This is a genomic window from Jeotgalibacillus marinus (genome assembly GCF_040801915.1).
GTDB classification, from domain to species: Bacteria; Bacillota; Bacilli; order Bacillales; family Jeotgalibacillaceae; genus Jeotgalibacillus; species Jeotgalibacillus marinus.
Genome location: NZ_JBFMIA010000004.1, coordinates 42,580 through 62,842, shown reverse-complemented (window position 1 = coordinate 62,842; position 20,263 = coordinate 42,580). Strand labels below are relative to the sequence as shown.

Here is a 20,263-nt window from a genome sequence, read left to right as displayed (position 1 = left end):
TCGAAGGTCACTATTGTATAGCAGTGGACCTTCGACATTTTTAATTTAGTTCATCATCGCGAAATTTTTCTTGTACATAGGGCATAGAAGACTTTACACTTACAATCTCCATCTCAGGGTAGCGAATGGCAGTCAGTTCATTGCCAAACACTGCGCCTGTATCAATGTTGATAGTACGATTTTTAAAACGAGCTTTATGAACGGGGGTATGGCCATATACTATCCAAGCATCACCTGTGTATTCTTGTGCCCAATCTTTTCGAATCGGTAATCCTTTGGCATTTTTCTCACCTGTAATATCACCATATAGAACAAATACAGTGATGCGTTTGTTTAGTTGGCCAATGTCTTCTTGTTTTATACCGGCGTGAGCAATGACAAGTTTGCCGGCATCAAGTACATGATAAAGAGGTGCTTTTTCATATAGTTCAATGAATTTTCTGGTGTGTGAGGCTTGTTCTTTAGGAGATAATAAATTAAGCTCAGCTACAGTTGTTTCCAAGCCGTGAATAATTTTTACATCGTTTCCTTTTAAATATCGATAGAGCTTGTTGCAATGGTTACCCGGCACATAAAATGCTTTGTTTTGGGTAATTAGATGATAGACGTCATTAATAACATCGAGTGAATCAGGACCTCGATCGGTCAAATCACCAACAAAGCCAAGTATACGACCTTCTGGATGGACAGGAAGCCCGTTTGTCCATTTGTAGCCAAGTTTCTTAGATAATTCAATCCATTCCTTGCGGCAACCATGAATATCGCCGATGATATCAATGAGCATAGAAGATCTCCTTTTCTGTAGAGACATTGAAAATATTTTACCACGGAATCATTGGAATAATAAGCGACAAGCACTTCAGAATCTGCTAGTATAATGATGGATTTAGTGTCACAAGAGGAGAGTGGACCAGTTGACGGATCAAGTGCAAGATAAAGAACAAACCATGCTCGATGAAGAACTACTCGTTCGAACTCTTTCGAATCATGAAATTGAGCTCTTTCGAGAAGAATACTTTAACCTACATCCTTATGATCGCGCAAAATTTTATTTAAGATTAACACCTGAATTACGTGAACGCATATACGAGTGTCTTTCACCAGAAGAGATGGCTGATGTTTTTGAAAATTTGGATGCAGATGACGAAGACTACGAGCCTATTTTGGCTGAAATGAACTCTCAATATGCAGCGGATATGCTTGGCAAAATGTACACTGATGATGCAGTAGATGTTTTGAATGAACTGAACAAAGACCAAATGGCAAGCTATTTAACGATTATGGACGATGAATCTGCTAAGGGAATAAAGGACTTGTTACATTACGAAGAATACACAGCTGGTTCAATTATGACGACTGAGTTTGTGTCAATTCCTGAGCATTCAACTGTTCGATCTGCTATGGCAATTCTTCGAAATAAAGCGCCAAATGCAGAGACGATTTACTATACATTTGTGATTAATGATGAAAAAAAGCTTGTTGGTGTTGTTTCGTTACGGGATTTAATTACATCTAGTGATGATACTTTGATACAAGAAATCATGTCTGATCGTGTTGTTTCTGTTTCAGTTGGTGACGATCAAGAAAACGTTGCACGTACAATGAAGGACTATGATTTTTTAGCGCTACCAGTTTTGGATTTTCAAGGGCATTTGTTAGGGATTATCACAGTCGATGATATTATTGACGTGTTGGATGAAGAAGCTTCAGATGATTACTCCAAACTCGCGGGGATTTACGACATAGATTCAAAAGACCGTACCTCGTTTAGAGCAGCCAAAAAACGTCTGCCTTGGTTGATCGCACTGTTATTTTTAGGTATGTTAACAGCTAATCTGCTTGGTCGTTTTGAAGCGACATTAGAAGAATTGGCGACTTTAGCGGTTTTTATTCCACTGATCGCAGGTATGGCGGGAAATGCGGGCACACAGGCACTCGCGGTTGTGATTCGTAGTATTGCGACTGGGGATATTCGAGAAGAAAGTACGTGGAAGTTAATTGCGCGTGAAGCCGGGACAGGCTTGATTACAGGTACAACTTCTGGAATACTCGTGATTGGCATCGTTTATCTTTCGTTTGATGGGTCTATCTATTTTGGCTTGCTTGTAGGGGTCTCAATTTTAGCTTCTTTGATTGTTGCGACATTAGCTGGATCGCTCGTTCCGTTGATTATGCATAAGTTTAACATTGACCCTGCTGTTGCATCCGGCCCATTTATTACGACGATTAACGATCTTATTAGTATTCTTATTTATTTTGGAATTGCTACAGCTTTTATGAGTTATTTAGTATGAATGGAGGGGCTGATCATTTCTTTTTAAGTGATTGGTCTTTATATTGATTGTTGAGAATGATCGTGTTAAGTTAGTATCAGGTGCTAATAACATGTTCTAATACAGATACAGGAGGAAAAATTATGTCTTTATCGTTAAAAGGAAAAACATTTGTGGTAATGGGTGTTGCAAATAAACGTAGTATTGCTTGGGGAATTGCGAGGTCACTCGATCAAGCGGGCGCAACAATTGTTTTTACATACGCTGGTGAACGCTTCGAAAAAGGAGTGCGTGATCTTGCAGATTCGTTGGAAGGAAGCCATCAACATGTTTTACCTTGCGACGTCTCAAATGATGAAGAAATTAAAAAATGTTTTGAGACGATTAAATCCGAAGTAGGCGTTATTCATGGCGTTGCTCATTGTATTGCCTTTGCTCAAAAAGAAGATCTTCAAGGAGAATATTTAAATACAAACCGTGATAACTTCCTTCTTGCTCATAACATTAGTTCATATTCATTAACAGCTGTTGCAAAAGAAGCACGTACATTGATGACAGAAGGCGGTAGTATTGTTACTCTTACGTATCTTGGTGGCGAGCGCATTTTGCAAAATTACAATGTAATGGGTGTCGCAAAAGCTTCTCTTGAAGCAAGCGTTCGTTATTTGGCGGGTGATCTTGGGAAAGATGCGATTCGCGTAAATTCAATTTCTGCAGGTCCAATTCGCACACTATCTGCAAAAGGTGTTGGTGATTTCAACTCAATTTTAAAAGAAATCGAAGAAAAAGCACCACTTCGCAGAAATACTACACCAGAAGAAGTAGGTGACACAGCCGTATTCCTATTCAGTGACTATTCACGAGGACTTACTGGTGAAAACCTGCATGTTGATTCTGGTTATCATATTGTTGGGTAAGTCATCGTCAGGAGAATCACTTTTATGTGGTTCTCTTTTTTGACTTTTTATCATGTTTAATTCATCCATACATATACTGTAGCGAGACTTTTTATAAGAAAGGGGATCGTTATGACTAAAAAAGATCGGGAAAAAACTTCACATAACCCCTTACTATACATTGAGCAACCAAATTTTAAACGTGCAAAACCGTCCATGCAACAGGTGTACCAGACTAGCCGAAAAAAAGAACAAGAAAAAGAAGAAAAGAAAAAAGCTCGAAAGAGAGACCATATTAATTTTGAAGTTGAACCTTTAGGGTATGTAGAAGACGAGGAAAAAGAAATGGAAAGATCTTCAGCTAATCAGGCAAAAAGTGAATCAAATCCTGTTCAAAAAGGTGGCAGATTTCAAGAGGTCAAATCATTTAAAGAAATGGATGTCAATGAGAGACTGGATTATTTAATACCGTTTATTGGAAGGGAAGCCCCTTTTGTCTGTATGTTTGTCTTTAACGATCAAAGTCATGTGAAGGGAGTTCTTTCCCATTGTGAAGGAGATGAATTGACTATTCAAATCAAAGAAGGTGAACCTCTCCTCCGTAAACGAGGCGATCTCGCCAATATTTTTATTAGTTGAAAATACGTTAATTAAAAAGAAGCCACTCTGTATTCGATACAGAGTGGCTTTCTAGTTGTATTGATTAGAAAGATCGTGGATTTGAGCCTCTTGATCAAGCGGCTATCCCTTTGAGTTCACAGGTGTTTTTATGAGTTAGCCGCTTTTGCTCGTGCTTCCCTCTACCTACGTCAATGGCTTAATGTTTGGGAGGTCACTTCATCCGCAGTCGCAGACGTCAAGAAATACGTCTTTGATACATTGTACAGCACAGAAGCATTTTAGATCGACTGTGATGCAGCTATCCGTTGAATCAAAGTCATGAACCTTACAAAGTTGGCTAAGCTTGATCTTTGTACCGCTAGCGCTTAGTAAATCTACTTCCTTGCCTTCCTTATCTTTTGGTTCAAGTACGCGAAGAGTTGCACAGCAACCATGGAAAATCTTTTCTACACGGAAGTAAACGGAGATACAGTCATGATCTCGACGGTCTCCATCGCGATAAAACGCACTAAAAGGAGTGCCATCATCTGTTATAAGCATAAATACACGGGTGTCCGCACATTTTCTTCGAGACTTACTTGAAAGCTCTCCAAGTGGCTCTAAGAAACAGCTAGTACAGGGAGGACATTCTTCATCAACCGCATGCTCCTGAATATCCTTTACGGCACGTATTACCTCACATACACAGCCATCATAGTCTCTTTTGTTATCTTTTTTTTCATCACAACTCATTATTTCTCCTCCTTTACATTGGGTTCTATATAAGTTATTCATTATGATTACATCTGGTTTAGTCATTTGCCCGAGGTTTTATCAAAATAGGTATTAAAATTTCCAATTGAAACAAACTAAAATCAGTAGCTTTTTGAACTTGATTAAAAATGAGGGATGAAGAGATGAAAAAGTTTCGTTTTGGAATAGCTATTGTTACGATCTTGCTCCTTAGTGGATGTGCACTTTTTGAACAAGTAGGTCCAATTCAAGTCGTTATTCATGATGATCACCAAGAGATGGTTTCAACAATCAAGAAACAGCTAGAAGAGAAAAGTGAATTGTACGACACGATTGTCATTGCTGCTGAAGATAATATACTGGTTACGTACAAAGTCAATCATTTAAATCGTTTCCAAATGAAATCGATCGAAAAAACACTAAATGACTGGTTAGAAAAAGAGTATCCAGATGAAGACTTTATCTTATCGAGTGATTATAAAATTTTCTTGGAATCTTATCTTTTGTTTGAAGAGTGGGATGAAGGTAGCCTTGCTGTGGATGAAGCTGAAAAAAAACTAGAAAAAATCATTGAACTTAAAAAAGAATTGACGTGAGGTGACACAATGAAAAAACAAACAGCAAGCCAAAAATCTTATCAAGATTTAGTGGATGTTCACGATGAAAAACGTCCAGTCCTTTTAAATTGCATAAAGGCATTCGTCGTTGGGGGAATTATTTGTGCTATTGGACAAGCAGTCACAGTCTTTTTTATATTGTTTTTCCCATTTACCGAGCAAACAGCGGGGAATCCAACTGTCGCTGTAATGGTGTTTATTGCAATGCTTTTAACTGGTTTTGGAGTTTACGATCGCCTTGGTCAATTTGCTGGGGCGGGGAGCGCAGTGCCGGTCACAGGGTTTGGTAATTCTGTGATTAGTGCGGCAATTGAACATCGATCTGAAGGGTACGTACTTGGTGTTGGCGGCAACATGTTCAAGCTAGCAGGATCTGTTATTGTTTTTGGTGTTGTAGCGGCATTCTTTTTAGCGATCATCAAAACTTTACTCATTCAATGGGGGGTTTTGGGATGACACAAGGAATGACGTGGACATTTACTAATAAACCAGCCATTCTTTCTACAGGTGTTATAGGAGGTCCTTTTGAAAAAAAGAGTCCGTTTGCAGACCTGTTTGATGGTTGTGAAGATAAATTATGGATGAATGAAGATAGCTTTGAAAAAGCAAACCGACATATCATCGAACGTGCGATAGATACAGTGATAGGGAAAATGTCTTTGCAACCGACAGCTATTGATGCATTGCTGATGGGAGACTTAATCAACCAGATGACCCCCACAAGCCTGGCAGCACGAACGTTAGCAGCTCCTTATCTTGGCTTGTTCAGCGCGTGTGCAACTTCAATGCAAGGCTTAGCCCTTTCTGCCGCTTTAGTCGATGGAGGGTTTTGCAAAACAGTATTAACTGGTGCGTCAAGTCATAACGCAGCAGTAGAAAAGCAGTTTCGTTATCCGACTGAATATGGTGGTCAAAAACCTCCTTCTGCCCAATGGACTGTTACGGGATCGGGTGTCGCGATTGTGGGTCAAGAAACGCCTCAACATCCTGCCCTCGCGTTTATCGAGAAGGCGACGATTGGAAAAGTGATTGACCGAGGAACGAATGATCCATTTAATATGGGTGCTGCCATGGCTCCTGCGGCGACTGACGTAATTGATCGTCACTTTCAAGATACGAACCAGAATCCATCAGATTACGACGTCATTGTCACAGGTGATTTAGCGTTGATTGGTCATCGAATAACAGAAGATTTATTAAATAGCAAAGGGTGGACATTTAAGGAAGGGCAATTTCTTGATTGTGGAAAAATGATGTATGTTGAGAGTGCTGGGGTTCAAGCGGGTGCAAGTGGTCCTGCATGTTCTGCCATGATGATTTACAGTCATTTTCTAAACGAACTGAAGAGAGGGAAGATTAAAAAAATGCTTGCAGTTGCGACAGGAGCTCTACTTTCACCGTTAACTTCTCAACAAAGTGAAACCATTCCTAGTATAGCCCACGCTGTTGCGCTTTCCGGACCTACTCAAAATTCACCTCAAGGAAAGGAGGGATAACCTTATGTGGCCTTTCTTTTTTTGGGCGTTCGTTGTAGGTGGTTCGATTTGCGTTATTGGTCAACTAATGATGGATGTGGGGAAACTAACACCAGCACACACACTTAGCGCACTAGTAGTTGGTGGAGCTGTGTTAGCAACATTCGGACTTTATGAACCGTTGATTGACTTTGCGGGAGCGGGTGCAACGGTTCCAATTACCTCATTTGGTAATGCATTGTTACAAGGGGCAATGCAAGAAGCTGACAAACATGGGTTAGTGGGGGTGCTAACTGGAATGTTTGAAGTTACAAGTGCTGGGATCTCAGCGGCTATTATATTTGGGTTTATTGGTGCTGTAATTTTCCGACCAAAAGGTTGATTCGTGGAAATCTCTCTTTTGCCCACGCCTTCACTCCTTCTCTTTCATAATATATGAGAGAACGAAGGGAGGAGGTGAAGTTTATGTGTGGTTACGGATATGGCGGCGGCGGCTACAGCTACGGCGGAGGCGGCGGCGGCTACAGCTACGGCGGCGGCGGCTTTGGTGGCTGTGGTTGCTTCGTACTGATTGTAGTCCTCTTCATCTTGTTAATTATCGTGGGAGCAAGTTTCTGCTAAAAGGCCAGTGGAGTCCATTTTGGATTCCACTTTTTTGTGGACTGGAAATCACCCATGGCGTTCATTTTTATTGACTTTCATATATTGAGAAGTGTTACCCGAATGAGTAGCGGCGACCTTACGATTTTTTGCAAAACTCGCATAGCTTAAGCACGATCCTGTTGAATGAGCGCAGCGCTTTTGGTTCTTCCAGCTTCAGCGGCTAGCTCCTCAAGGTCATAAGTTACATTGTAAAGGACTCCTACTTTTGCATCGCGCCCTATGCTTGTCGGAGCTGAAAGAGCCGCTTCCGCTTTTGGTGCTTGAACCAATTGTTTTTTCGCTACATACAATAATAGTGAAAAGGAGGGAATACTATGAACGATGCTTTTTTTAAACGAATGGAAAAAAAAACAGGTGTGAGCATGGATAACGTGTTTTCACTTGCTCAATCTTTTCAGAACGCTGATTTCAAAGATGTAGAGACCGTTCGCCAGCTAATTAAACAAGTTTCTCAAGTCGCGAACAAACCTATAACGAAAGAGTTAGAAGACAAAATCGTAGAAACGATTACTGCAAAAGGTGGTAAATCCATCGACTTCAATACGATCACAGATATGATGAACAAAAAATAACATTTTGTTTCATCGTTCCTACCCTCACTAAAATAAAAAATCGTAAAATTCAGTAAATGTTTATTTGATGAAGAGATTGGGTAAATAAACGATACAAACAACGATCTTTTAGGGGGGAAAGAAGATGGGGTACATTGCGCCAGTCAACAATTATCAATACCAACAATATGCCGAAAGAGTAACGATGAAACCATATGACCCATATAACTTGACTCCGGTTCAACGTATAGCTCCATATGACCGATCAAAGAAAGAATTTCAAGATCATCTCGAACGTGAGCTTGAATTCAGATCAGATAAAAAAAAAATGCCAAAAAGAAAAACAGAAGGGGATTTTGACCAATCGTCCATTCCTTCTATATCCCCACATATGATCCCTAAATTCACAGGCAAAGGACGTCATGTTAATGAGACGATCTAAACTAGTAAAAAAAAGCCTGACGATTTAGAAATCGTCGGGCTTTTTTTACATGTGCTTTTCCATCGATTTGTGCGGAATCCCCGCATCTAAAAATTCGTCCGAAGTAATATGGTAACCGAGCTTTTCATAAAATGAAAGAGCGTGTGTTTGAGCATTTAGCTTTAATGTTGTATATCCATTCTTTACTGCATATTTTTCAATTTCGGTCATAAGCAGTGCGCCAGATCCGTTCCCTCGGTGTGAAGAAAGAACACAAATGCGTTCAAACTTTCCTTTGGAGTCTACCGAGCGAAAACGGCCTGCTCCAACGGGGGTTTTGGCATCGTATAATACAAAATGTTCGGAAGATTCTTCGTGATGATCAATCTCTTCTTCTAGAGGAACAAGTTGCTCATCGACAAAAACAAGTTTGCGAACGGTAAATGCATCATCTTTTTGTTGTTGGGTTGAAACGTGTTCGACATGCAGCATTTTATATATCCTTTCCTATACGGAACGTCTCATATACAGTCCAAGATCCGTTTTCCAATTGATAAAGAAGATGAAAGCGATCAATAGATTCTTCATGATTTACACCTGCCATACGAAGTGATCCGTATACATCTGAATGTTCATCATCTGATAATTTTTGAGCAATCGTGATATGCGGTACGAATGAAAATTCAGGTGAACCACCCAGGTCTTCTGTGTGCAAAGCATCATGAAGAGCAAGCAACTCGGGTGTGTCCTCCGCTTTCATGTGAATAACATTGTTTACAGGTTGGAATGAACTAATTTTGTAGGCACGTAATGTAAATGGTTGTGACTGTTTGCCCACTTTTATAAGCTTGTTTGCAATTTCACGAATTTCTTCATCCGTTGCTTCAAACACGTTTTTCAGTGTTAAATGTGGTGGAATCAGTGAATAGTGCGGGTCATATCGTTTACGATAAGAATTCGCCAAATCCTGTAGCTTTTTTGATGGAAAAACTACGACGCCGTATTTCATCTCTAGCATACCTCCTTTAAACTAATCAATCAGCACGTGTAATCATATTCATTATATCAAATGGTTATGAAATTGAGTATCAATTTAATATGAAGTCTTCGGGAACATCATTTTCATCACACGTTCTAAATCTGGTTGCCAATATTTCCACGTGTGCCCTCCTTTGAATTCTTCATAGAATACGGAGAAATTTTGTTTCGTCATTTGTTCATGAAGTTCACGGTTTGGAGTAAGGAAGTCTTCCTCTGATCCTCTTGTCGTCTTAACAGACGTTTCCTCTGTACCTATAATATGGTACACGTTGATCAGGTGTACATCTTTAAATGAGCGTGTGGCTTGCAATACATTTTCATTTACAAAAGGGGATTGCATAATAACACGTCCAAAAGTATGTGGGTAATTCAACGCCGTTTTATAAGAAACTGTACCTGCGAGTGAGTCGCCAATCAACGCTCTACCTAAACCCATTTGGTACGTTGGATATTCAGTATCGATAAATGGAACCAATTCTCTTGCTAAAAAGTGAATATAGGCATCGTGTTGCTCTCCATCTGGGTGGTATTTTTTTGACCGATCTTTTACATCTTTATAGGGAACGCCAACGATAATAACATTTTCTATTTCCTCTTGGGCTAAAAGCTTTTCCGTCAACCGCGGAAGACGACCAAGCTGAAAATAATCCTTGCCATCTTGTGCAATCAAGACTGTATATTTATATAGTGGTGAATAATTGTGTGGAAGATAAATAAGAAGTGTCATGTCTTCCTTGAGCGTTTCGCTGTACAGAGTATGTTCTTTAACGGTACCTGTGTGAACCATCTAACTTTCCTCCATTTCACTTTCATCAATAGACGTTTAAAGCGTTTACAGATAGGATAGATTGTATCATATAATCTTAAGTATACAACCAATGACATGATTTAGACGATCATTTCAATTCTACAAATTTAAAGGGGGATTTATAAAATGACAATGAAACGAGTTCATTCACGCGAGGTTACAAAGGCGGCGCAAGATTGCTTATTAGATCGAGGAGTTGAGATCATCGATATTGCTGAAATTGTGATGCAAATGCAATCACCATACAATCAAAAACTAACGATGGAGGAATGTGTCGATAGTGTTGAAAAAGTATTGATGAAGCGAGAAATTCAACATGCACTATTAGTTGGAGTAGAACTTGATCGCTTGGCAGAACAAAAAAAGCTATCAGAACCATTACAATCAATTGTTGAGTCGGATGAAGGGCTTTTTGGTGTTGATGAAACGATTGCACTGGGCGCTTCTCTTGGATATGGAAGTATTGCTGTAACCACGTTTGGTCATCTAGATAAAAATAAAATTGGCATTATCGATAAACTCGATACGAAGGGGATCGGTGGTGTCCATACGTTTCTTGATGATATGGTTGCAAGTATTGCCGCCAACGCTTCATCACGCTTGGCCCATAGATTGCGTGATATGGAAGAAAACTTACCTAAAGAAGAGCGTCGCATAATTGAAGACGAATAATAGCTATTCCTTCAACTTTAAACATATTTTATACAAAATATATGCATGATTTATTGTGAGTAAATAGGGAAAATGAAAAGAATGAGAGAATAGAAATAGTTTTTTGATAATTTTTGATAATTAATGTAAACGTTTTAAATACTGTATAAATAAGGTTTCTTTCGACTTTACTTTTGTTGAAAATTCAATAAATTTGACAATGATGTCATATTACGTGATAGAATAGTATACGTGATTATGAAAGTTTATAAGAAGGGGGAGCTACGATGAAAAAGAAAAAGTTTTATTTAGGTATGGTGATGCTTTTGGCTGTATCCATGTTCTTAGCTGCATGTGGTGGCGATGATACTAGCGAGGGAGACAGTGAAGGTGAATCAAATGATTATCCTGATATCCTAACCATTGTAACTGGTGGAACTGGTGGTACATATTACCCGCTAGGAGGAACCTTTTCTACCTTAATTCAAGATGAAACTGGAATTAAGACAAGCCCAATTACATCAAATGCATCTGCTGAAAACATGGCAATTCTTGATAAGGAAGAAGCTGATATCGCATTTGTTCAAACAGATATTGTTTCTTACGCAGTAGAAGGTTCAAATATGTTCGATGAACCTCTCGAAACGATTCGTGGCCTAGCAACGCTATATCCTGAAACAATTCAAATTGTCACAACAGCTGATTCAGGAATTAAGTCTGTTGAAGATCTTGCTGGCAAACGTGTTTCAGTAGGTGAATCAGGTTCAGGTACAGCTTTAAATGCTGAACAAATTCTAGAAATACACGGAATCACAAGTGACGATTTTGATGAGCGTCTCTTAGATTTTGAGGACTCGACAACGGGTATTCAAGACGGTTCAATCGATGCAGCATTTATTACTGCGGGAACGCCAACAGGCGCGGTTGAAGGTCTATCTGCTCTAGTTGATGTTGTAATCGTTCCTGTAGAAGCAGATAAAGCGGAAGAACTTATTGCAGCTTATCCATTCTACTCAGTAGAGGAAGTGCCAGAAGGCTCGTACGGGATAGACAGCGCTGTTCCAACAGTAGCCGTTCAAGCCATGCTTGCGGTATCATCTGAACTTTCTGATGACGTTGTATATGACATGACGAAAGCCATTTTTGAAGGTGGCGACAAGATCACACATCCTAAAGGTGAATTCATAACGGCTGATACTGCACTTCAAGGAATTGGTATTGAGGTCCATCCTGGAGCACAACGTTACTTTGATGAAAAAGGCGTAGAAGCTCAATAACCTTTATGAAGGCAAACAGACCTGTTTGATGGTCTGTTTGTCTCTTCTTTCGGAGATGACTAAAAATGAATCGTGCGAACGCTTTTTTTATTTCTAAGAAGTTTTGGATAATAAGTTGTTGTATCTTAGCCTTCCTTGTTTTATTATTCGTTTTCATGCCGATTAAAAAAACGTTAACTTTTCAGGATCTATACTCAGGTGAAATTTTAGCCTACGTTCCAATAGAGGAAGGGCAATCCTTCCAACTTGAATATACACACTCGATACATCGATCTACAGTGATCGATACGTATAAAATCATTTCTGACAACCGAATTCAACAAACGACTCTTCAATATGAAGACATGGCGATCGGTATGCCATCAGGTGCTTTATTTGAAGAAGAAACGTTTGTAGAGAAAGATGGGAAGTATTTCATAGAAAATATGAATCGTGTATTTCCATCCATAAATTTAAGTACAAGTCAGGTAGTTGTGAGTCATAAATTAAATGTAAGAAACAATCAATACGAACTGCATGAGTATATAGCACCTGGTTCTTTTATTACAATTGAAGTAAGAAAATTAACAATTTTCCAACTGATGAAAGGAGTGAATATGAATGGATAAGGAAAAAAACAATGACCAGATCCTTGAAAACAAAGAGGATGGCCAGTTTACAGAAGAACAGCAACAAGAATTACTAGAAAAATATGATCCTGAAGCGAGAACTAAGCAGTACAAGGGCATTTTAAATTGGATTGTATTTGCAGGACTAGTCGCTTTTTCAGTTTTCCAAATCTATGCTGCGTTCGTTCAGTCAATCCCAAGACAAACGCTATTATCAATTCATTTAGGCTTTGCATTAACGCTCGTGTTTTTACTTTTCCCTGCACGGAAAAAATTAAAAACAAACAAACTTACCTGGTATGATGCAATTCTTGCCGCGCTATCGATATGGGTTGGAGCATACTATCCACTTAATGTAGATCGGATTGTAAACACTATTGGTAGTATGTCAACGATGGATTTTGTTACAGGATTGATTGCTATTTTACTAGTATTAGAAGCAACACGAAGGGCAGTTGGATTGCCAATTACAGTCATTGCATCTATATTCTTAGCGTATGCTTATTTTGGCCAATCAATGCCCGGCTTCTTGAGGCATAGAGGGCTTGATTTAGAAGGTCTAGTTAATACGATGTATATCTCTTCGGAAGGGATATTTGGTACACCGCTGTACGTATCTGGTACCTTTATTTTCTTATTCCTATTGTTTGGAGCATTCCTTGTTAAAACAGGAATTGGTAAATATTTTAATGACTTAGCGGTTGCATTTGCAGGTCGACAAATTGGTGGACCTGCTAAAGTAGCCATTTTCTCAAGCGCGTTACAAGGGACAATCAGCGGTAGTTCTGTTGCAAATGTGGTTACATCGGGTTCAGTTACAATTCCTATGATGAAACGTCTAGGGTATCGTAAAGAATTTGCAGGTGGGGTAGAAGCAGCTGCATCAACGGGTGGACAACTTATGCCACCGATCATGGGAGCAGCAGCATTCCTTATGGTTGAATTTATTGGAGGTATTACGTACTGGGAAATTGCAAAAGCGGCTATGATTCCGGCATTGCTTTATTTCACAGGGATTTGGATCATTACGCACTTTGAAGCGAAACGAACAGGACTAACAGGCTTACCTGATAGTGAAATCCCGAAAAAATCAGAGGTTCTGAAGAAATTTTATTTATTAACACCTATTTTTGCCGTTGTGTTTTTATTATTTAGTGGAAACTCGATTATTCGAGCGGCACTCTATTCAATTGTCATTACGATTCTTGTCAGCATGATTCGCAAGGATACACGTTTAAACATTAAGAAGTTTTTTGATGGACTTGCTGATGGTGCAAGAACGGCGCTCTCTGTTGCGGTTGCAACTGCGTGTGCAGGTATGATCGTTGGTGTTGTTACAAAGACCGGACTTGGTATAACGCTTGCAGGTGGGCTTGTAGACTTGTCTGGAGGAATCCTGCTTGTAACGCTGTTCTTAACAATGATTGCATCGATTATTTTGGGAATGGGTTCACCGACAACGGCTAATTATGTTATTACAGCGACCATTGCCGCACCAGTCTTAATCATGCTAGACGTACCACCACTTGCTGCTCACCTTTTCGTATTTTATTTCGGAATTGTGGCAGACATCACACCACCGGTTGCACTTGCAGCCTTTGCGGCGGCTGGGGTATCCGGCGGGGAACCAATACGAACCGGGCTAAACGCAGCCAAGCTCGCCATTGGAGCATTTATCATCCCGTATATGTTCGTACTCTCTCCGCAACTATTATTGATTGATACGACTCCAATGGAGATTACACTAACAGTCATCACTGCAGTTGCTGGTATGGTAGCCATTGGAGCAGGGATCATTGGTTATTGGTATCGCTCGCTTCATTTTATTGAGCGAATACTAGCGGTAGCAACTGGTTTTATGCTTGTATATCCAGATGGCATGACAGACATCTTAGGGGTAGGACTATTTATTGCGTTACTTGTTCTCCAGTTTGTTTGGAGACGCGAAGATACGAATAAACTGCAACCTGCACGAGGAGCTTAATATTAATATTTTAGAAGGTCTCGACGAAATAAAATTTCGTCGAGTTCTTTTTTTAGCATCTCTTGTTGATATTTTTTTGCACAAACTAGTTTGCTATATGGCTTTTTGTTATTGAAATTATGGGAAGAATTAGCTGAAGATTACTAGATAGGGATTGACGTGCAGTTCTTAATCGTTTAAAATTAGGACTGTCGAAAGTAGTACATAAGTAATTCCTAAGATCATGATTGTGATTTGAATTATTGCGATCCGATAGTTCAGCGGGAGAATACGTCCTTGACAGGGACGGGGTCGGGGGTTCGAATCCCTCTCGGATCATACCGAACAAACGCTTATACACCAATGTGTATGGGCGTTTTTTTATTTCTATAATTATTTTAATTAAGTTGTTTTGTTGACCATTATAATAAATAGAATATATGTTCCTATAAATACATCACTTCAAGACTTATACCTTCCTCTAATACTATCTCTCTATTCCTTTTTTTATAGAAAAGTAATAGATTATCGTCACCATCGTCACCGTAGTAACAAAAGCTTCTTTGGCAAGTCACCACTTATCATCACTCATAAGGAAACAGGTACAGCATTCTATTTTCATGGTGTAGACGATCCAATCAAAATTAAGTCAGCCAAAATTGCTAAAGGGTACGTTATGAGCCTCTGGTTTGAAGAATGTAGTGAGTTCAAGGGTGTTGAGGACATCGACACAGTGGAAGACACATTCATTCGTGAACAGATCGGTAACGGTAGGCAAGGAATGGTCTATTATAGTTATAATCCACCACGCAACACGTATTCATGGATCAATGAATGGAAAGATAACAAGGTAAACGATCCTGATTACTTTCTACACCATTCGACATATTTAGACGATGAGAAAGGGTTTCTATCTCCGCAGTTGCTTAGAAAAATAGATAAGTACAAAGAGAACGATCATGATTATTGGCGCTGGATGTACAGTGGTGAAGTGATCGGTCTTGGTGATAATGTTTATAACATGAACCACTTCCATTGGATTGATGAGTTGCCGCAGGATGATCATATTATATTAATCGATGTGGCCATTGATACAGGACACCAAGTATCGGCAAGCACCTATTCAGCCTTTGCATTGACTCGCAAGCATAATGTTATTCTATTAGACACCTATTACTATTCTCCCGCTAATAAGACGGTCAAGAAGTCTCCTAGTGAGTTAGGTGATGACTTGAACCAGTTCATGAATAATATAACCGAAAAATATAACAAGTATTTTGATACTAAGACAATAGATTCAGCAGAGGGCGCATTAAGGAATCAATTTTATAAGGATCACCACGATTATTTGCGTCCAGTTAGGAAATTCAAGAAGATAACCATGATTGACCATGTACAACAACTATTGGCCGAAGGTAGATTCTATATGCTACGTAATGATAACAACCAAATATTCTACGATGAACATAAGAAATACCAGTGGGACGAGACGACTTTCGAGGGTGATGATCCGAAGGTTATTAAGGAAGACGACCATTCTTGTGACGTATTTCAATATTATACAGTTGCTAACCTTAGAAAGTTAGGTTTGAAATGGTAGTGATGTAATGGGGGGGTGTACTTAATGGTACATCCTCTTTTTTTATGTCTGTGAGGTCGATTCTATTGCATTTATCTTTACAAAGGTGGGTGTATGGTCAGTAGGTGCGAATATGAACCGTACGGAATTACCGTACAGTCACCCATTTCGAATTAACCATTCCAACAAGAACTCTTTTGTCTTCTCGGCGGGATAATACCATTTACCTCCCACTTTATATTTTGGAAAATCGGGGTGGTAAAAAAAGTACTGTTGTATGGAACTCAAACTCATGCAAGTTCTACGAGTTAATTCCTTCGTATCCCGAAATAAAAGGTCACTGTCCAGTTTCTTAATCGGTCAAATGGACACCGTTTATAGAATTTGATTTGAAGTAAACAAAAAATCCCCTCTACCGATTGGCGGAGGGGTGTTTTTTTGTTTGTATGATTCTATAACTATTCTTTCGGATTTAAAGAGAAATCAAACTTATGTTTAGAATAGTCACCTGTATCAAATTCAATTGCTTGAGACCATTCTCCATTAGGTGCATAGTTTACCACACCCATATCATTCCCAGCATTTACTGTACTTACATCTTCAATAAAGAATATAGATAAAGCGTTAAATGGTTCATCTTTTTTTGCTTGCTTTGTCACATCTTCAGCAATTAACTTTAATTGTTCTTCAGTAGCGTATATGTCGGAGGGAATGACCCAATAATTAGGTCTAATGGTTACATCCCCTATGTTACTATCCGTTATTTCCACTATTTCATAATCAATAAGGACTTTATTTGCTTCTTCTTTTTCTTTAGCAGCTTCTTCTTCTCTCTTTTCTTCTTCAATTTCAGCTTGTTTCTCTGCTTCGATTCTTTCTTCTTCTTGTGCTATTTCTTCTTTTTCTTCATCGGTTAATAAAGCCTCTTTTAATTCTGCTTTCGTGTCTTTTAATTCCTTTTCTTTATCTTTAATTTCACTTTCTACATTTTTAATTTCTTTTTCCAAGTCGTCTATTTCTTCATTTTTAACATTTTCTGTTTTTGATACAGCCGAATCCACAGCGCTTTGTATTTTTTTATCGCTGGATTGGTTTACTCCGGATAATACCATGCTCATAAATAGCAAGCCAATGCCTATATAAAGATTTTTCTTAGATGGTTTTGCTTCTTCATTTGTTGCTATCTTATTCTTGAAAATCCACACAATTAATACTATTATTCCTGACAATCCTAACAATGCTGACATGTTAATCCTCCAAAAGTTTAATATAATTTTTACATTCCGTAAATGAGTATACATTATTTGATCTGAAAAGGATTCATATATTTTTTACCATTTTTTTCTTCCCCGCTCACGCCCACCATTTGCCCACTTCTGTTTGAAAAGGTATGACATGTTATGAAAAGCGAATTTGTTAAAACGTTGATTTAATACGGTTTTAAGTATTGAATCGCGTTCTTTAATAGGTTGAAATGATTTTTGTTCTGTATATAAAGAAAAACTTCTACCCTTTTTTGTTGACCAATTGTTGACCAAACTGACCATCAATGATGATAACCCAACAGATCTAACAAAAAAATCCTATACAAATGCTGATATAACAGCATTTAACCTAAACTACCCTAGTTGATAATAACGACATTACAGACTTGACAGGGACGGGGTCGGGGGTTCGAATCCCTCTCGGATCATACCGTACAAACGGCTTATACACCAACGTGTATAAGCGTTTTTTTTATTTCTATAATTATTCTAGTTCACGCGTTTTGAAAGAAGTGGATAAAGGTGAAAACAGTGTAGAGTAGTGGTTTATCGTGGCGGTTTTCATCATTAAGCACGTGATAACAAAGAAGTGATCAAAGAAGAATCATAACATCTAAAAGAAACCTTAATCATTGTTTAACAATCTAAGTACACCTAGTTTTATTTGGTTAAGAACATAAGTGAAAATTGAAATGAAAATCATTCATAAACCTCCTTAAATTCGTAAAGACTATAGAGTATCTATATAAAAAGGAGTGAAAAAAGTGGGGCAAAGTCATCAATTTAAGCCCGGAAACAAGGCGCCAAACAATGGGTTTTATGTGGAAATCGGTGAAACCGGAAGCACAGTAAATAAACCGAAGAAAATTAAGTTGGAAGCAGGAGACTCTTTTCCTGAAACAACTAACCATAATCGAGTATGGACGTACCAACGTAAACCCTAGTACAGGTGTGCTTTAGCAATTTAAGTAGGTAAATTCAAGTCGTAAGTTCGGTGCTAATAAGTGTCACACTAAACTACCTCCATTCCCTATGTGTTTAAGGGAAAGAGGTAGTTTTTACTACATCTTGACATCGGAGGCTGAAGTTAGCAACATAAAATCTTGAGCGCTACGAATTTTCATTGAAGGACCTAATGGTGTGATACCTCATTCCTTCATTTTTCACTGATTATTTTCAATAACCTGGCTACATACTGTCTTTTTTGATTTTTAAAAAATAGACAGTAAAACTTCTCCAAGTTCTTTGTCATTAGGTTTAGGTGAGTAATAATAAACATTGCCGTGGTTCATACTAAGCCCATCTAACACCAAAAGGAGGTGCGGGTATGAGTCTTTTGAGAATGGTTCACAAGTTAACTCAAAAAAAACAACCGAAAAAAGTACCCCCTGCACCTTTGAGGAAGAAGAAAGAATTTGTTACCTTACAAGCAATTAAAGAAAAACTTGGAGATATAGATGATGTTGTTTATCAAAAGATAAGAACATCTGAAGGGATAGCTACGATTATTTACTATCGTTCACTTATAGAACAAGAAATATTGCTACAAATGGTGATTAACCCACTATTACAGCAAGAGGAAACGATCGTTCATTCAACCGAACCATTAGATAAAGAAGACCTCTCAAACGTAATATCCCTTTTAACTCAAGGTTTTACGATTGTTTTTATTCATAAAGAAAATGTTTTTTTTTCATTAAATACTGTAAGCATGCCCCAACGTTCTATTAGCATTTCAGACAAAGAATCGTCTGTTATAGGACCACAAGATTTTTTTACAGAAGTAATGGACACAAATCTTTCTTTAGTTAAAAGACGTATACACAGCTCAACACTAAAAAGTAAAAATTATACCATTGGGGCGGAATCAAATACAAAAGTTTCTGTCTTATATCTAGACAATATAGTTAATAAGGAGAACTTAGATAAAGTCATAACAAAAGTTGAAGAAAATAAAGATTATACTGATTTTTATGATGTATCTATATTAATGCAACTGATGGAAGACCAGCCACTGTCACCTTTCCCTCAATATAACATGACGATAAGGGCTGATTTAGTTACGAAATATCTACTGGATGGGCGCGTCGTTGTGATGATGGACAACAGCCCAGAAGCCATTATTTGTCCAACATCTTTTTTTGAACTGTTTGTTCCAACTGAAGATTATTACAATCGATGGACGAGCTCATCATTGTTGCGTATGCTGAGATTTTTCGGTTTTTTTGTGACCATTATTTTAACACCCACTTATATTTCGGCATTGACTTTTCATCCAGAGCTTATGCCTTTTGAGGTGTTAGTTAACTTACAAGAGTCAAGAGAGAGGGTCCCGTTTCCTCCAGTCATTGAAGTGCTGTTTATTGAGCTTGTAATTGAAATATTAAGAGAAGCAGGATCCCGAATGCCGGCGAAAATCGGTCAAACAATCGGTATCGTAGGAGGAATTGTTATCGGGACTGCTGCTGTTGAAGCGGGTCTCATCAGCAACGTGTTGGTAGTATTAGTAGCGATATCAGCACTGCTCTCCTTTTTACCACCAAACTATTTAATAAGTAATACTAGCCGGTTCATTCGGTATGTGTTCATCCTTTCAGCTGGTATGTTTGGAATGTATGGACAAATGGCTGCGTTTGCTTTACTTTTTATTCATCTTTTAAATTTAACTTCTCTAGGTACTCCTTATATGACACCCGGTATACCTAGAACATGGTCAGACTTGTTAGACAACGTGGTCCGTGCCCCTATTTCGTTACTCAGATTTAAAAAGGGTATGTCTAGAAGCCATCAGAATAAAATTCGCCCTTTAGATGAGGAGTGAT

The 20,263-nt window shown here is 38.5% G+C and carries 23 protein-coding genes, 1 tRNA gene and 1 pseudogene; 18 read left to right on the top strand and 7 right to left on the bottom strand.

Annotation, left to right across the window (positions count from 1 at the left end):
* Nucleotides 1–40: 40 nt before the first annotated feature.
* A complete protein-coding gene (gene prpE, locus AB1471_RS07180) occupies nt 41–784 on the bottom strand; it encodes a bis(5'-nucleosyl)-tetraphosphatase PrpE (protein ID WP_367779064.1) in 744 nt (247 codons plus the stop codon).
* Nucleotides 785–914: 130 nt separating this feature from the next.
* On the opposite strand from prpE, the gene mgtE reads away from it, so the two are divergent.
* The 3 genes from mgtE (at nt 915) to AB1471_RS07165 (ending at nt 3,808) form a co-directional block, all read left to right on the top strand.
* Entirely contained in the window at nt 915–2,294 is a 1,380-nt protein-coding gene (gene mgtE / locus AB1471_RS07175) for a magnesium transporter (protein ID WP_437342341.1), read from the top strand.
* Nucleotides 2,295–2,416: 122 nt separating this feature from the next.
* Nucleotides 2,417–3,190, top strand: coding sequence for an enoyl-ACP reductase FabI (gene fabI / locus AB1471_RS07170; RefSeq protein WP_367779063.1), 774 nt, complete (start codon nt 2,417–2,419; stop codon nt 3,188–3,190).
* A 111-nt stretch (nt 3,191–3,301) separates the two neighbouring features.
* Nucleotides 3,302–3,808 (top strand): CotO family spore coat protein, encoded by a 507-nt coding sequence (locus tag AB1471_RS07165; RefSeq protein ID WP_367779062.1) that lies wholly within the window; start codon nt 3,302–3,304, stop codon nt 3,806–3,808.
* A gap of 198 nt (nt 3,809–4,006) precedes the next feature.
* Here AB1471_RS07165 and AB1471_RS07160 read toward each other — a convergent pair whose 3' ends face one another.
* Nucleotides 4,007–4,522, bottom strand: coding sequence for a CotY/CotZ family spore coat protein (locus AB1471_RS07160; protein WP_367779061.1), 516 nt, complete (start codon nt 4,520–4,522; stop codon nt 4,007–4,009).
* Between the two features lie 164 nt (nt 4,523–4,686).
* On the opposite strand from AB1471_RS07160, the gene AB1471_RS07155 reads away from it, so the two are divergent.
* From AB1471_RS07155 to yjcZ, 5 genes are all read left to right on the top strand, one after another.
* On the top strand, nt 4,687–5,118 hold the full coding sequence (locus tag AB1471_RS07155; protein ID WP_367779060.1) for a sporulation protein: 432 nt from the start codon (nt 4,687–4,689) through the stop codon (nt 5,116–5,118).
* Nucleotides 5,119–5,127: 9 nt separating this feature from the next.
* Nucleotides 5,128–5,595: a stage V sporulation protein AC gene (gene spoVAC, locus AB1471_RS07150; RefSeq protein ID WP_367779059.1), complete on the top strand. Its 468-nt coding sequence runs from the start codon at nt 5,128–5,130 to the stop codon at nt 5,593–5,595.
* Nucleotides 5,592–6,635 (top strand): stage V sporulation protein AD, encoded by a 1,044-nt coding sequence (spoVAD, locus tag AB1471_RS07145; protein ID WP_367779058.1) that lies wholly within the window; start codon nt 5,592–5,594, stop codon nt 6,633–6,635. Before spoVAC ends, spoVAD begins: the two co-directional genes overlap by 4 nt.
* 4 nt (nt 6,636–6,639) lie before the next feature.
* Entirely contained in the window at nt 6,640–6,996 is a 357-nt protein-coding gene (gene spoVAE, locus AB1471_RS07140; RefSeq protein ID WP_367779057.1) for a stage V sporulation protein AE, read from the top strand.
* An 83-nt stretch (nt 6,997–7,079) separates the two neighbouring features.
* Nucleotides 7,080–7,235 (top strand): sporulation protein YjcZ, encoded by a 156-nt coding sequence (gene yjcZ, locus AB1471_RS07135; protein WP_367779056.1) that lies wholly within the window; start codon nt 7,080–7,082, stop codon nt 7,233–7,235.
* Nucleotides 7,236–7,381: 146 nt separating this feature from the next.
* Here the strand turns inward: yjcZ and AB1471_RS07130 are convergent, their stop codons facing one another.
* Nucleotides 7,382–7,546, bottom strand: coding sequence for a hypothetical protein (locus AB1471_RS07130; protein ID WP_367779055.1), 165 nt, complete (start codon nt 7,544–7,546; stop codon nt 7,382–7,384).
* 45 nt (nt 7,547–7,591) lie between these two features.
* On the opposite strand from AB1471_RS07130, the gene spoVIF reads away from it, so the two are divergent.
* On the top strand, nt 7,592–7,849 hold the full coding sequence (gene spoVIF / locus AB1471_RS07125) for a sporulation-specific transcription regulator SpoVIF (protein ID WP_367779054.1): 258 nt from the start codon (nt 7,592–7,594) through the stop codon (nt 7,847–7,849).
* Between the two features lie 124 nt (nt 7,850–7,973).
* Nucleotides 7,974–8,270, top strand: coding sequence for a hypothetical protein (locus AB1471_RS07120; RefSeq protein ID WP_367779053.1), 297 nt, complete (start codon nt 7,974–7,976; stop codon nt 8,268–8,270).
* 45 nt (nt 8,271–8,315) lie between these two features.
* Here the strand turns inward: AB1471_RS07120 and AB1471_RS07115 are convergent, their stop codons facing one another.
* From AB1471_RS07115 to AB1471_RS07105, 3 genes are all read right to left on the bottom strand, one after another.
* Nucleotides 8,316–8,738, bottom strand: coding sequence for a GNAT family N-acetyltransferase (locus tag AB1471_RS07115; RefSeq protein ID WP_437342345.1), 423 nt, complete (start codon nt 8,736–8,738; stop codon nt 8,316–8,318).
* A 4-nt stretch (nt 8,739–8,742) separates the two neighbouring features.
* A complete protein-coding gene (locus AB1471_RS07110) occupies nt 8,743–9,258 on the bottom strand; it encodes a YjcG family protein (protein ID WP_367779051.1) in 516 nt (171 codons plus the stop codon).
* Between the two features lie 84 nt (nt 9,259–9,342).
* A complete protein-coding gene (locus AB1471_RS07105) occupies nt 9,343–10,077 on the bottom strand; it encodes an alpha/beta hydrolase (protein WP_367779050.1) in 735 nt (244 codons plus the stop codon).
* 153 nt (nt 10,078–10,230) lie between these two features.
* On the opposite strand from AB1471_RS07105, the gene AB1471_RS07100 reads away from it, so the two are divergent.
* The 6 genes and pseudogenes from AB1471_RS07100 to AB1471_RS07075 form a co-directional block, all read left to right on the top strand.
* Nucleotides 10,231–10,770, top strand: coding sequence for a phosphatidylglycerophosphatase A family protein (locus tag AB1471_RS07100; protein ID WP_367779175.1), 540 nt, complete (start codon nt 10,231–10,233; stop codon nt 10,768–10,770).
* Nucleotides 10,771–11,036: 266 nt separating this feature from the next.
* Entirely contained in the window at nt 11,037–12,026 is a 990-nt protein-coding gene (locus AB1471_RS07095; protein ID WP_367779049.1) for a TAXI family TRAP transporter solute-binding subunit, read from the top strand.
* Nucleotides 12,027–12,091: 65 nt separating this feature from the next.
* Nucleotides 12,092–12,634, top strand: coding sequence for a DUF1850 domain-containing protein (locus AB1471_RS07090; RefSeq protein ID WP_367779048.1), 543 nt, complete (start codon nt 12,092–12,094; stop codon nt 12,632–12,634).
* Nucleotides 12,627–14,618, top strand: coding sequence for a TRAP transporter permease (locus tag AB1471_RS07085; protein WP_367779047.1), 1,992 nt, complete (start codon nt 12,627–12,629; stop codon nt 14,616–14,618). The genes AB1471_RS07090 and AB1471_RS07085 overlap by 8 nt, the downstream gene beginning before the upstream one ends.
* Nucleotides 14,619–14,864: 246 nt before the next feature.
* Nucleotides 14,865–14,936 (top strand) — tRNA-Val (locus AB1471_RS07080).
* 220 nt (nt 14,937–15,156) lie between these two features.
* A pseudogene (locus tag AB1471_RS07075) lies at nt 15,157–16,197 on the top strand (PBSX family phage terminase large subunit); the annotation flags it as partial.
* Nucleotides 16,198–16,634: 437 nt separating this feature from the next.
* On the opposite strand, the gene AB1471_RS07070 reads toward AB1471_RS07075, so the two are convergent.
* Nucleotides 16,635–17,423: a hypothetical protein gene (locus AB1471_RS07070; protein ID WP_367779046.1), complete on the bottom strand. Its 789-nt coding sequence runs from the start codon at nt 17,421–17,423 to the stop codon at nt 16,635–16,637.
* Nucleotides 17,424–18,205: 782 nt separating this feature from the next.
* Between AB1471_RS07070 and AB1471_RS07065 the strand changes: the two genes are divergently transcribed.
* The gene (locus tag AB1471_RS07065; protein ID WP_367779045.1) at nt 18,206–18,385 is read left to right on the top strand and encodes a YjzC family protein; all 180 of its coding nucleotides are present in this window, start codon (nt 18,206–18,208) and stop codon (nt 18,383–18,385) included.
* A gap of 383 nt (nt 18,386–18,768) precedes the next feature.
* The gene (locus AB1471_RS07060) at nt 18,769–20,262 is read left to right on the top strand and encodes a spore germination protein (protein ID WP_367779044.1); all 1,494 of its coding nucleotides are present in this window, start codon (nt 18,769–18,771) and stop codon (nt 20,260–20,262) included.
* Nucleotide 20,263: the final 1 nt, after the last annotated feature.